The organism is Xanthomonas fragariae (genome assembly GCF_900183975.1).
Lineage (GTDB): Bacteria > Pseudomonadota > Gammaproteobacteria > Xanthomonadales > Xanthomonadaceae > Xanthomonas > Xanthomonas fragariae.
Genome location: NZ_LT853882.1, coordinates 906843 through 919804, shown reverse-complemented (window position 1 = coordinate 919804; position 12962 = coordinate 906843). Strand labels below are relative to the sequence as shown.

Here is a 12962-nt window from a genome sequence, read left to right as displayed (position 1 = left end):
CGGTGCTCGGATCGGTATGCACCACTCGTACACTGCGGTTCCTCCGCGCCGTCTGCACCCAGCTGGCGACTGCTTGCTACGTTTTGTTAGCCACTTTGAAGATCGCGCAGGCATCTGCCCACTGCTCAGCCAGCCTGCTCTACCAGATCGGCCAGTTCGTCCTCATCGAAACCGGCAAGCAGCCGCGCTTGGACATTGAAGGGCCCATGCAGATAACCGCCAGCGTATTCACGCAACAGTGTCTTGAAGCGCGCGCGCGGCTCGACGCCGGCCTGCTCGCAATACCAACGGTACCAGCGTGAGCCGGCGGCCACATGCACAACCTCTTCGCGCAAGATGATTTCTAGTACTTCTGCGGTGGCGGCATCGCCGAGCGAGCACAGTTTGACGATCATCGCCGGCGTCACATCCAGGCCACGCGCTTCAAGCACACGCGGTACTAGCGCCATGCGTGCGAGACCGTCATGCGCGGTTTTCTCGCACATTTCCCACAGGCCGTTGTGCGCGGCGAAGTCGCCGTAGTGATGATCGTACGCCTGCAGTCGCGCGCGCAACAGCATGAAGTGGCGCGATTCGTCGTCAGCCACCGTTACCCAATCGGCATAGAACGCATCCGGCAATCCGCGGAAGCGATACACCGCATCCCAGGCCAGATCGATCGCATTGAGTTCGATATGCGCGATGGCATGGATGAAGGCGGCGCGTCCTTCCGGCGTTCCCAATCCGCGTCGCGGCAACGCGCGTGGATGCACCAACACCGGCGCGGCCGGGCGGCCCGGCATGCAGATCGGCTCGGGCGGCGCAGCCTGCGGCGAGGGCAACGGCAGCGTGTCGGCGCGAAACGCTGCTGCATACCGCTGCGTCAGCGCGACCTTCTCCAGCGGATCGACCGCTCGCAGGCAGGCGTGTGCAGCTTGCAGAAGATCCATTGTCACTCCATCGCTCCGATGTTTCTGTTCGCCGCAAAATCGCCACTAACCTGCGTATCGCGTGTCGACCAAGGGCCGCGATCATGACCACTACGCAGCTGTCTGGCGTGCATGCGCCACTTTCCAGCAGTCACGTAAGGCATGTCGACTGCGGGATCGGGCGAGGCTCCACCCGCGCGACCGGGCAAGCGATACTTCATCGCAGCAACTCCCAACACGCTCACCGATGCGCCAGACCAGCGCGGCGATCAGAACGCGGCAGCGCGAGTGCGCAACGCTGCCGCACAACCTCAAGCGCGACGGCGCTTCTTGGCATCGTCTGAGCGCAGTTGCTGGATGCGTTCGAAATAGCCCGGCTCGATGCCGGTGATGTACTGGCCGTTGAAGCACGAGGAATCGAACTGCTTGATATCCGGATTACCCTCGCGCACGGCCACTTCCAGATCTTCCAGGTCCTGGTAGATCAGCCAATCGCAGCCGAGAAATTCCTGAATTTCCAGCTCGCTGCGGCCATGCGCGATGAGCTCTTCGGCAGCCGGCATATCGATGCCATAGATGTTGGGGTAACGCACCGGCGGCGCGGCCGAGGCCAGATACACCTTTCGCGCGCCGGCATCGCGCGCCATCTGCACGATCTGCCGGCTGGTGGTGCCGCGCACGATCGAATCGTCGACCAGCAGCACCACGCGGTTGCGAAATTCCAGATGGATCGGATTGAGCTTGCGACGCACCGATTTCTGCCGTTCGCCCTGCCCCTGCATGATGAAGGTGCGGCCCACGTAGCGATTCTTGACGAAGCCCTCGCGGTACTTCACCCCGAGCACGTTGGACATCTCCAACGCCACATCGCGCGAGGTGTCCGGGATCGGAATGATGGTGTCGATATCGTGATCGGGGCGCAGGCGCAGGATCTTGTCACCCAGCTTCAAGCCCATGCGCATGCGCGCTTTGTGCACCGAGATGTTGTCGATCATCGAATCGGGACGTGCGAAATAGACGTACTCGAAGATGCATGGTGCGTGGTCGGTCGGTGCGGCGCAGATTTCCGAAAACAGCTCGCCGCGCGCAGTGATCACCAGCGCTTCGCCCGGGCGTACATCGCGCACGCGCTGATAGCCAAGAATATCCAGCGCCGCCGATTCGGAGGACACGATGTATTCGGTGCCTTCGGCGTGCTCGCGCTTGCCCAGCACCAGCGGACGGATGCCATGCGGGTCGCGGAACGCCACCAGGCCCAAGCCCAGCACCACGCTGACGACCGCATAGCCCCCCTTGCAGCGACGGTGCACGCCGGCCACCGCGCGGATCGCCGCCTCGGGGGTGAGCATGCGCTGCGCGTCCAGCTCGTAGGCAAATACGTTCAACAGCACTTCGCTGTCGGAATCGGTGTTGATGTTGCGGCGGTCGGCCTCGAACACCTGTTGGCGCAGGGCCTCGGTGTTGATCAGGTTGCCGTTGTGCGCCAGCGCGATGCCGTAGGGCGAGTTGACGTAGAACGGTTGCGCCTCGTCCATGCCTTCCGAGCCTGCGGTCGGATAGCGGCAATGCGCGATGCCGACGCGGCCTTCCAGCACCGCCATCTTCTTTTCGTCGAAGACATCGCGCACCAGCCCGTTAGCCTTCTGCACACGCAGACGCGTGCCATCGGCCGTGGCGATCCCTGCGGCGTCCTGGCCACGATGCTGGAGGACGGTCAGGCCGTCATAAAGCTGCCCGGCGACGTTCTGGTTGCCGACAATACCGACGATGCCACACATGCTGCGCGTTCTCCGCTTCGGCTTGCGCCGTTACTGTGAATGTGGCCGTGCCCGGCCTTGGGATTCGACCCGAGCCGGGTCGCTTTCTCCGCCGCGAACCTGCGCCGGATCGATAGTGGCCGGCATGGTTTGCGCCGGATTGCGTTCGTCGCTTGCAGCTTTGCCGGACTTGCCAAGCGCATGCGTGATGGTGTCGCTCAGACCGGAACCCGCAAGCGCCTTGCCCAGACCCGTAGTATCGCCTGCCGAGGGCAACTTCCCCAACTCCGTTGGCAAGTTGCCAAGTTCCATCTGTGGCATCTCCATCGACGGCATCCGCCAGGCGGGCAGTTGCGCCCGCATCCATCCCGCGCCCGGCGACAGCATCGGCAGCAGTACCGACTGGCGCCAGGACGGCTCGCGCGGCAGCGGCGTAAAGCCCATCAGCAATACCAGCACGCTGGCCAGAAATCCGCCGCGCACCACGCCCAGACCGAACCCGAGCATGCGGTCCATACCGCTGAGCCGGACCGCATCAACGCCGGCACGGATCACCAGGCCGATCAATGCCACGGCGACCAGCACCCCGACGAAGACCATCGCGTAGCCGCCGAACGACTCGGTAGCCGACGGATGCTTGCCATCAGCCAACCAGCGCGCGGCCAAGCCGCCGAACTGGAACGCAGCCCAGCCGGCCAGCAACCAAGACAGCGTGCCGACCACGATCGCGACAAAGCCACGCAGCAAGCCCAACAGGGCCGACACCAAAATGATGACGCCCAGCACCATATCGATCATTGCCAACTTCTCCGCGCGGCGCGCGCGCCGTTGGTCCAACGTGGCTCGGTGTTCATTGCCTCCTCTCCATCGGTGTGAGGCGGATCGGCAATCCAGCCGCTGCCGGCAGCGTACCGCCGGGACCTAGCGCAGACATGCCGGTGCGCAAGCACAACAGCGTACGAACGATCCTGCGCCTGAGCACGAACCGCGCTGCCTGACCGCCACACAGTCGTCTTACGGATGCGGACGGACCATGCCGGAAATGCCGACCTTGGCGGCCACCTGCGCACGCAACTGTTCGGCATCGCCGCGATTGGCCACCGGGCCGACACGCACCCGATTGAGCGCACCCTTATCGGTGTGGACCTGCTCGACAAACGCACTGAAGCCGGCGGCGCGCACTCGGTCGCGCAACGCGTCAGCGTCTTCGGCGCGACCAAAGGCACCCAGCTGCACCGCGAAGCCGACCCCACTGGCGGCTGGCGCTGACGGCGCGGTGGGCGCCGCGGCGGCGGCAGGCTTGGCAGGTTCGGGCCTGGCCGGCTCCGCCTTCGCGACGTCCGGCTTGGCCGGGGCAGGTTTAGGCGCTTCAGCCGGCTTGGGCGCGGTGGTTACCGGCTTGGCCGGCTCCGGCGGCAGGCGTTCGGTCTTGGTCGGCGTGGTCGTGCTGGCGGCGGCGATGCCGCTGCTCGGCTTTGCGGCAGGCGTCGGTGCGGCTGCCGATGCAGGCACGGCAGCATTCGCATCCAGGGTCACCACCTGGGCGTTGACGTCGCTACGCACCTTCACTGCCTGCAGGCGCGCCGACTCGGCCTGCGCCCGATCGACATACGGCCCAACGCGCACGCGCCAGGCCGGGCGACCATTGATCTGGGCCTTTTCGCTGAAGCCCGGCAACTGCGCCTGCTTGAGCCGCGCGATCACCGCATCGGCATCGGCGCTGGTAGCATACGCGCCGAAATTCACCGCGTAGTTGCCAGCTGCCACTTCCGGCGCGGATGGCGCACTGGACGGGTTGGCCAGATCGGCCGCATCGGGGTTGTCCTGCACCGCTGCCGGCGCAGTGGTGGCACCGCGCATGCCCAGCGCGCCGCCGGCGGGCGCGTTGCCCGGGGTGACCAGCGGCAATTCGCGGGTTTCGAACGCGCCATTGGCCGGCGCTGCGGGGGCCTGGAGCGGCACATCGGCCACACCGCTCGACGGCGCGGGGCCTTTGACCAGCATCGGCAGGAAGATCACGGCAAGCGCCACCAGAACGATGGCGCCAATCAGTCGCTGTTTCAGAGCAGTATCCACGGAAGAGACGAGAGGCGGCGTGGCGGGGTGCCGCGGCGATTATAAGGCCGCCGCCCGGCTACTGACCCTGGTGGCCTGAATGAAGTGCCTGCAATGCGTCGGCCACGGTATGAAACGAGCCGAACACCAGCACCCGATCGCCGGATATGGCCGAAGCGAGCACCGCGCGCAGCGCGCTGGCAACGTCGTGATGGCACAGTGCCTGCGCCGCGGCAGTGCCGCGCAAGCGCGCCTGCAGCGCCTCCGCCGACTGCCCCCGTGCGCCGGCCAAGCCTGCCAGCGCCCAGTGGTCGATCTGCGCGGCGACCGCTTCCACCACGCCCAGCACGTCCTTGTCCGCCAGTGAGGCGTAGATCGCATGCGTGCTGCCAGCGTGCGCTTGCGCGCCCAGTGCAGCGACCAGCGCGCGCGCGGCCTGCGGGTTGTGGCCGACATCCAGCAACACCTGCACGCCACCGACATCGATGCGCTGCAAACGCCCGGCCACCTGCGCGTTGGTGATGCCCTGCGCCCAGGCCGCATCGGGCACATCTACCGGCAAGGCCTGCATTGCAGCGATCGCCGCGGCGGCATTGGCCAGTTGCACAGGTGCGTGCAGGGCCGGCATCGGCAATTCCAGCGTCACCGCCATATCGCGCCAGCGCCACTGCTGCGCGTCGATCGGCTCGAAGAAGTAATCGCTGCCGGCACGGATCGCGTTGGCGCCGAGTTGGTAAGCACGCCGCAGCACGCTCGACGGCGGGTCGAGCTCGCCCAGCACCACCGGCTTCCAGGCGCGGATGATGCCGGCCTTCTCAGTGCCAATTGACTCGCGGTCTTCGCCCAACCAATCGGTGTGATCGATATCGACGGTGGTGATCACCGCCACATCGGCGTCGATGATGTTGACCGCGTCCAGGCGTCCGCCCAGGCCGATTTCCAGTACCGCCAACTCCAGTTCAGATTGCTGCAACAACCAGAGCGCCGCCAGCGTGCCGTACTCGAAATAGGTCAGCGCGGTCTCACCACGCGCCGCCTCGACCGCCGCGAATGCAGCGATCAATTGCGCATCGCTGGCCTCGTTACCGTCGATACGCACGCGCTCGTTGTAGCGCAGCAGATGCGGCGAGGTGTAGGTGCCCACCTTCCAACCGGCGGCACGCCCGATCGCTTCGATAAAGGCAACGGTGGAGCCCTTGCCATTGGTGCCGCCCACAACGATGACGTGCCTGGCCGGCGCTTCGATCTGCAGGCGCGCAGCGACTTCGCGCATGCGCTCCAGGCCCATGGCGATGGTTTGCGGATGCTGACGCTCGATGTAGGCGAGCCAGTCGGAGAGAGCGTGCATTGCGTTCACGACGAGGACTGTGCGTGGAAAAACGCATTATCGCGGCTTTCCACGCCATGCAGCGCCTGGACGTAACATCAAGCCTGCCGCAGGCAGTTGCGCTGGTAGCCTGCGTTGCGGTTTGAATCGCAGAGCATCGTTGTCCTGGCCTAAGTCGCTGGCTGCGCGCGCGCAGCCAGCGACATGGAAACGACACAACGCCTTGCTTGGCATCCTGCAGCGTGATCACGTGCCGCTCGATGCCTTCGTCCCTGGCTGGCTTGCGCAGGGTCTTGCCCGGTGTTGCCCTGATCGGCGAACGGCACCGTCACCGTTTGGTCGGTGACATGGCGCTGGAGCGCTCGCCAGAGGGCCACGGCACGCTAAACCCTACGGGATGCGCCATTCGCTACTCACCAGCACCTCGGCCCGCTTGTCGATGGCCGCGTTAGCGCGGGCTTCCTCCTGTCTGTACACGTCCAGGACTTCCTGTTGGGTGATGATGCCATCCTCTGCTTCCGTGGAGCGGGCGCTGCCAATTGCACACGCGGCTTCCAGCGCTGCCCTCCCATCCAAATCGTGCATGGAAACGTAGGCCCGCAGCGGCGGCCACATTTGCGATTTCCACGTCAGCTCGTTTGTGCTGTTGAGCAAATCTCGGCGCGACATTCCTAGATCTTTGATTGCCTCCTGCAGCAGGTTTAGCGCTGCCTCCTGCTGCAGCGCGCTTAGCGCCTGCTCCCGCTCCTTATCCAAGTTCCGCAGCTCGTCCACATGCTCCACCGGCTGCTCTACCGGCAGCTTCACCTGCTCATGCATATGCATGAGCTTGTGCTCCAGCATTTTAGAGAACGCCGTTCTAACGTCACCAAACGCGGCCTGCCGGCCGCCGCCGCGGCCCACCTGCGTCATGCCATCCAAGTTCACGTACTTGTTGGTGTGATTGCGCAAAAACTCCTCGAAGACGCTTCGGAATGAGCTGGATTCGATGGCATGGGCCACCACCTTGTCCAGAAGCGGCATGTCCCTAGATGTCATTCCTCTGCCGTAGTTCACAGCGTCTTGCGCAAGAGCCTGCGTCCAATTGTCAAAGCACTCCACCAGAGCGGGGTTTTCGGGTCGGATGCGCGCTAGCGCGTCCTTGAATTCAGGCACTCGGTTCCATGATGCCCCGCCCTGTTCCGCCTGACTCCGCAATCTGCCGGCACGCAGATTGTCCACAGCCTGCGCCCGCGCCCGCGCCTGCTCGGGGTAGCGGAGCCGAAACAACTGTGTCCTCATATGAGGCGGCACCTCGATTTCGCAGTCAGCGGGAAGCCGGGCCAGGCACTGTGGAAGGGTCTGCGTACCTGAATTGATCATACGTGAGTCAGTCATACCTGTACCGGTCAGGTCAAGGAACTTCAACTGCGAGAGGTCTCCCAGGCTATCGGGCAAATCCGTGAGCTTTTTGCAGTTTTTCAGCGACAGTTTCTTCAGCTCGCGCAGTTGCCCTATGTTCGCTGGCAATTGCTCCAGTTCGCGGTTGGAGGTCAGGTTGAGTTTTTCCAGCTTGTTCAGTTGCCCTATATCCTCTGGCAATTGCGTCAGCCCGGCGTTGGAGGACAGGTTGAGCTCTGTCAACTCTTCTAGTTGGGTCAAGCTGGCTGGTATGCGCTCCAGTGACGTCGAGTGCAGGGTCAATAACCGGAGCCCCTTCATCTGGCCGATGTCTTCAGGCAATTGTTGCAACTTCGACGTACTCACGGTCAGCTCGCGCAACCGCCTAAGTTGCGTCACACTGGCTGGCAGGCACGTATATTTCCCGTGCCCCAGCGTGAGCACGCGCAGGCTTTTCAGGTTTCCCAGGTCGGCTGGCAATTGCTCCAGCGGCAGCCCCGTCAACTGCAGGTTCTTCAGCTTGGGTAGGGCCGTCAACGACGATGGCAGCGTTTTCAGCCCAGGCGAGGTTGCCACCCTAAGATTGCACAGCTCACCGAGCTGCCCCAAGCTTTCAGGCAGTGAGGTCAGCGAGGTGCAGAACAGCGACAGTTCTTGCAGGGCGTGCATCTGACCGATCGCATCGGGCAATGTCTTGGCAGGAAGGCCTGCAGATATTTCAAGCTTATTGCGTTTATCGGCGGCGGTATCTTTGATCAACGTGGCCACATCTCTCAGAGTCTGCTTCGAGGTATCACCGCCTCTATGAGCGTCGTACATGTTGATGCCAGCGATTCTTCCCACCTCTTCCGCCGCCGGCAGGTTGCGCGCGAGCCAGTTATCGATGTCCTGCTCTACGGTGACCGGTGGGGCAGAAGACGTTCTAGCCGTCGCGACCGAAGGCATTGGCAAAATCGGCCGTGCCCGGTCTAAGCGCGGCGCTGCCGGAGCTCTGGGCGGCACGCCGTCTGCCGATGGCGTGTCCGCGCGCGGTCGCGGCCGCCGCCGCGTGGTCAGCGGGGAGAGAATGTCCTCCCGCGCACCGGGAGATTCGCGTTGCGTGGCGTTTTCGGCAGGTGGGCGCTCGGTGGCGTCGGTTTGCTGACGAGAGTGCCGGAGGCGGTTCATATTGCTGCGGAAGTTGTTGAACATGGCGTTGTGCTCGGCGGGTTCAGCGGGACTGAACATGTCCCTGAAACCCAAGGCTAATTCCCAATTATGGCCATCGCGACGCGGAAGCGAAAACGTTACGTCACCATGCGAACCGGACGCCTGCCGGCAAACGCACTCCGCGCCGCGCCCGCGCGCCCAATTAACAGGTATGCGCCCCGATGGGCCTTCAGCGCACTAAACGCTATGGCATGTAGCTATCCATTCAGTCGGAATCTACAAAGAGCTGGCGCTGGAGCCTTCGCCTCGGGACAGCCAAGAACACGTCGAGCACCTGCTCGCCCAGCAGCCGCAGCAAAGCGTGGGCTGCGTCCCGGTGGCCGCGCCCTCCGCGCACCGGTTGTTCGCCTCGGGCGCGTTGGAGGGCGCCGTACTCTTTGTCCGTTACACGCGACGCAAGAGGATGTGGAATTTGCTTGTTCACCCATTCCAGGCTCTTGCCCTCGACGCACCAGGCAGGATCGCGAACTCAGTCCGTGCGCCGCGCAGCAACCGGTGCGCAATGTCGTGGTCGATCGCCGAACGTGCAACGTGCAATCGCCCAGCAGGCGGTCGGATGCCTTGAGCGGCGCGGTACCCGAGTCGCGCCGGGCCACGAACGTGTGCTGTCGATCAGTGTCAGCCTGCGTTGGTGCAACAGCGCCTCAACCGCACGCAGCAACGCGCGTTCGCGCAACGCATGCGCCCCGGGCAGTGAATTGGGCAGGCACGTCTGCAATCAGTGGCTGGCGCGCATGGTCGTCAACCTTTTTTGGCTTCATCACCTTGAGGATTCCGCCGTGCGCACACTTTCCTCCACGCGCCCGTGGAGCGAGTGAGTGATCCATTTGAAAGAAATCCGGGGATACATCAGTTCCAGGAACCGTCTTACCCAATAGCCCGTCTATTTCAGTCGCTTGCAGACGATGGCGGCCGCTCTGGAGCGGGCGATGGGAACAGAATCACACCACGCCAACCGATTGATTTTCCTAACTTATCCCAGGATGGGGTGATCCAAAAATGATACCCCGCGTGATACCCGATCATAGCGAGGCGACAGCGGCGGCTCAAGGACATCGCCACACGCGGATGATGTCCCCGGCTAGGCATAGGCCAACCTGGAATGCCTGAAGTTGCTATCAGCTATTTACATAATCGCCCCTGAAAACCCCCAACCACCCAACGACCGCAAGGCCTTGATGTCTGCACCGGCGTGCCAAAACTACCAGTGTTCGCTACGCTGAAGGCTGGTTTCTTGCAATTTCCGCCCATGCGTACACGCCGTCCTGCTGCCGAAGACATGCCTGCCGATGAGTTGTTTCGATCGCGGCTGGAGAACCAGATCGATCTGCGTCATCCGCTGGCGCGGCTGAGCCAACGGATGCCGTGGACGGCGTTGGAGCAAGCACTTTCATCGCGCTTGCCGGCCACCCAGGCCGGTGGCGGTCGGCCGGCATTGCTGGTGCGGCTGATTGCCGGTTTGCTCTACCTCAAACACGCCTACGACCTGTCCGATGAAGCGGTGTGCGAGCGCTGGCTGGAGAATCCGTACTGGCAGTTCTTCACTGACGAGGTCGTGTTCCAGACGCGTTTGCCGTGCGATGCCAGCTCGCTGACGCGCTGGCGGCAGCGCCTGGGTGAGGCCGGGATGGAAGAGCTGTTGGCGCACACCATCAACGCCGCGCATGCGATGCAGGCGGTGGACGCACGCGAGTTGTCGCGGGTGATCGTGGACACCACGGTGCAGGAAAAGGCGATCGCCTATCCGACCGACAGCCGTTTGCTGGAGGTGGCACGCAAGAAGCTGGTGTTACTGGCCAAGCGGCACGGCATCGGATTGCGGCAGAGCTACGCGCGGCAAGGCCCGGCCCTGAGCCGCAAGGCAGGTCGGTATGCGCATGCGCGCCAGTTCAAGCGCATGCAGCGCGTGCTGCGACGTCAACGCACAGTGCTGGGACGGCTCGTGCGCGACATCCAACGCAAACTCGATCAGGTCGACACCGGCGTGCGCGAGCGCATCGCTGTCTGGCTGGAACGTGCGCAACGGCTATACACGCAGCGTCCGAAGGACAAACAAAAACGGTACGCATTGCATGCCCCGGAAGTGGAATGCATCGGCAAGGGCAAGGCGCGTCAAGCGTACGAATTCGGCGTCAAGGTCGGCATTGCAGTCACCGCCTGCAAGGGATTGGTCGTGGGTGCGCGCAGCTTCCCGGGCAACCCGTACGACGGCGATACCTTGGCCGAGCAGCTGGAGCAGACACGCGGGTTGCTGCAGGATGTGAGCGTAGAACCGACGGTGGCGATCGTGGACCTGGGCGATCGCGGGCGCGAAGTCGATGGCGTGCAGGTCCTGCATCGCGGCAAGGCCAAGACGCTGACGCGACGGCAATGGCGCTGGATCAAGCGACGACAGGCGGTGGAGCCGGTGCTCGGACATCTGAAAGACGACTGCCGGTTGCGTCGCTGCAGGCTGAAAGGTGCCCAAGGCGATGCGCTGCACGTGCTCGGCTGCGCGGCCGGCTACAACCTGCGCTGGCTGCTGCGCTGGATCGCGTTTTTGCGTGCCTGGATGAGGGCGATGGGATGGTCATCCTTGAGTGCCGTGCCGCTGTCACCGACGGCACTTGGCGCTTGACGGGGATTTTTCAGGGACGACTAAATAATTTCTGCGGCCTGTTTTTGTGCCCTCGCCGAATGTCGGGCGTACCGCGTCCAATTGTGCAGACGCACTATGCACATTAGGCGCACACGTTGTATGGTCATCGGAAATTGGTCATGCATAGGTCTCATCATCAGCCGTCTCGTCGCGCGGCTGCTGAAGCGCGCCGCTGTGCAGGCCTCGTGCCGCATCCAAGGAGCTCCAGGTCATGCATACCCGCCGCGACATCCTTCAGTTGCTCGGCGCCAGCGCGGGCGCCAGCTTGCTGGCCGGTGCGCTGCCCGCCTTCGCCGCCACGCCCGTTGCCGGTGCCTCCACGGCCGGCGGCGCATTCGTCAGCAAGCGCCCGCCCAAGGCGCAGCGCCGGTTCATCAGTAAGGCGGTCGAGCAGCAGATCGCGCAGATCAAAGCGCACATTGCCGCGCCGGAGCTGGCTTGGCTGTTCGAGAACTGCTACCCCAACACGCTCGACACCACGGTAGAAACCGGCACCCGCAACGGCAAGCCGGACACCTTCGTCATCACCGGCGACATCCACGCGATGTGGCTGCGCGATTCCTCCGCGCAGGTGCATGCATACCTGCCGCTGGCCAGGCGCGACCCCGCGTTGCGGCGCATGTTCCATGGCCTGATCCAGCGGCAGGCGGCCTGCATCCGGCTCGACCCGTACGCCAACGCCTTCCTGCCCGATGGCCAGACCCAGCACTTGAAGTGGTCGCTCAACGACATCACCGAGATGAAACCCGGCGTAGGCGAGCGCAAATGGGAAGTGGATTCGCTGTGTTATCCCATCCGCATTGCGCACGCATACTGGCGCGCCACCGGCGACAGCGCACCGTTCGACGACGACTGGCGCGCGGCCATGCATGTGGTGGTCAAAACCTTCCGCGAGCAACAGCGCAAGGACCATCGCGGCCCTTACGTGTTCCAACGCCCTTCGCCGCTGGCAACCGAAACGCTGGTGCTGGAAGGCTACGGCCAGCCGACCAGGCCCAACGGCATGATTCACTCGATGTTCCGCCCGTCCGACGATGCCTGCGTGTATCCGTTATTCGTGCCGGCCAATCTGTTCGCGGTGACTTCGCTGCGTCAGCTGGCGACGATGAGCACGCAGCTGCATCGCGATACCGACTTCGCTGCCGGCTGCACTGCGCTGGCCGACGAGGTGGAAGCGGCCACGCGCAAGTTCGGCCAGCAACGTGATGCCGATGGACAAGCGTATTGGGCATTCGAAGTGGACGGTTATGGCAACCAGTTGTTTATCGACGACGCCAATGCCCCCGGCCTGCTCAGTCTGGCCTATCTGGGCTATTGCGATCGCGCCGACCCGGTGTTCCTGCGCACCCGTCAACTGGCCTGGAGCGAACGCAACCCGTATTTTTCGCGCGGCAGTGCGGCCGAAGGCGTCGGCAGCCCGCACAGTGGCATGGGCACGATCTGGCCAATGTCGATCATCCAATACGCGCTGGTCAGCGACGACGACGCACAACTGCGCCAATGCCTGCAATGGCTGAAAACCACGCATGCCGGCACCGGCTTCATGCATGAGTCCTTCCATAAGGACAACCCTAGTACGTTCACCCGCGACTGGTTCGCCTGGGCCAACACCTTGTTCGGCGAACTGATCATCGACCTGCACCAACGCAAACCCCAGCTACTGCGCAGCGCCTGATTCCTGTGCACAG

8 protein-coding genes, 1 other RNA gene and 1 pseudogene are annotated in these 12962 nt (G+C 63.7%); 3 read left to right on the top strand and 7 right to left on the bottom strand.

The features are described from left to right. Positions 1 to 16: 16 nt before the first annotated feature. A non-coding RNA gene (locus PD885_RS04210) (sX9 sRNA) lies at positions 17 to 92 on the top strand. Positions 93 to 125: 33 nt separating this feature from the next. On the opposite strand, the gene PD885_RS04205 is transcribed toward PD885_RS04210, so the two are convergent. The 7 genes and pseudogenes from PD885_RS04205 to PD885_RS04170 form a co-directional block, all read right to left on the bottom strand. After that, on the bottom strand, positions 126 to 929 hold the full coding sequence (locus PD885_RS04205) for a ferritin-like domain-containing protein (protein ID WP_002806608.1): 804 nt from the start codon (positions 927 to 929) through the stop codon (positions 126 to 128). 290 nt (positions 930 to 1219) lie between these two features. After that, positions 1220 to 2686 (bottom strand): amidophosphoribosyltransferase, encoded by a 1467-nt coding sequence (purF, locus tag PD885_RS04200; protein WP_002806604.1) that lies wholly within the window; start codon positions 2684 to 2686, stop codon positions 1220 to 1222. A gap of 30 nt (positions 2687 to 2716) precedes the next feature. Continuing rightward, a complete protein-coding gene (locus PD885_RS04195; protein ID WP_002806596.1) occupies positions 2717 to 3463 on the bottom strand; it encodes a CvpA family protein in 747 nt (248 codons plus the stop codon). 216 nt (positions 3464 to 3679) lie between these two features. Next, a complete protein-coding gene (locus PD885_RS04190) occupies positions 3680 to 4741 on the bottom strand; it encodes an SPOR domain-containing protein (protein WP_002806594.1) in 1062 nt (353 codons plus the stop codon). A 58-nt stretch (positions 4742 to 4799) separates the two neighbouring features. Then, positions 4800 to 6077, bottom strand: a complete 1278-nt coding sequence (gene folC, locus PD885_RS04185) for a bifunctional tetrahydrofolate synthase/dihydrofolate synthase (protein WP_040762554.1) — start codon at positions 6075 to 6077, stop codon at positions 4800 to 4802. Between the two features lie 360 nt (positions 6078 to 6437). Further along, positions 6438 to 8654, bottom strand: coding sequence for a leucine-rich repeat domain-containing protein (locus PD885_RS04180; protein ID WP_231895767.1), 2217 nt, complete (start codon positions 8652 to 8654; stop codon positions 6438 to 6440). Between the two features lie 462 nt (positions 8655 to 9116). After that, positions 9117 to 9354 (bottom strand): annotated as a pseudogene (locus tag PD885_RS04170) (IS4 family transposase); the annotation flags it as partial. 531 nt (positions 9355 to 9885) lie between these two features. On the opposite strand from PD885_RS04170, the gene PD885_RS04165 reads away from it, so the two are divergent. Both PD885_RS04165 and PD885_RS04160 read left to right on the top strand, forming a co-directional pair. After that, on the top strand, positions 9886 to 11253 hold the full coding sequence (locus PD885_RS04165) for an IS5 family transposase (protein WP_065975384.1): 1368 nt from the start codon (positions 9886 to 9888) through the stop codon (positions 11251 to 11253). A 232-nt stretch (positions 11254 to 11485) separates the two neighbouring features. Then, positions 11486 to 12949, top strand: coding sequence for a glycoside hydrolase family 125 protein (locus tag PD885_RS04160; RefSeq protein ID WP_002813906.1), 1464 nt, complete (start codon positions 11486 to 11488; stop codon positions 12947 to 12949). Positions 12950 to 12962: the final 13 nt, after the last annotated feature.

What these genes read in the sequence shown, in the direction of transcription:
- PD885_RS04205 (WP_002806608.1), bottom strand. Translation starts at nt 929, where the DNA reads ATGGATCTTCTGCAAGCTGCACACGCCTGCCTGCGAGCGGTCGATCCG.
- purF (WP_002806604.1), bottom strand. Translation starts at nt 2,686, where the DNA reads ATGTGTGGCATCGTCGGTATTGTCGGCAACCAGAACGTCGCCGGGCAG.
- PD885_RS04195 (WP_002806596.1), bottom strand. Translation starts at nt 3,463, where the DNA reads ATGATCGATATGGTGCTGGGCGTCATCATTTTGGTGTCGGCCCTGTTG.
- PD885_RS04180 (WP_231895767.1), bottom strand. Translation starts at nt 8,654, where the DNA reads ATGTTCAGTCCCGCTGAACCCGCCGAGCACAACGCCATGTTCAACAAC.
- PD885_RS04165 (WP_065975384.1), top strand. Translation starts at nt 9,886, where the DNA reads ATGCGTACACGCCGTCCTGCTGCCGAAGACATGCCTGCCGATGAGTTG.
- PD885_RS04160 (WP_002813906.1), top strand. Translation starts at nt 11,486, where the DNA reads ATGCATACCCGCCGCGACATCCTTCAGTTGCTCGGCGCCAGCGCGGGC.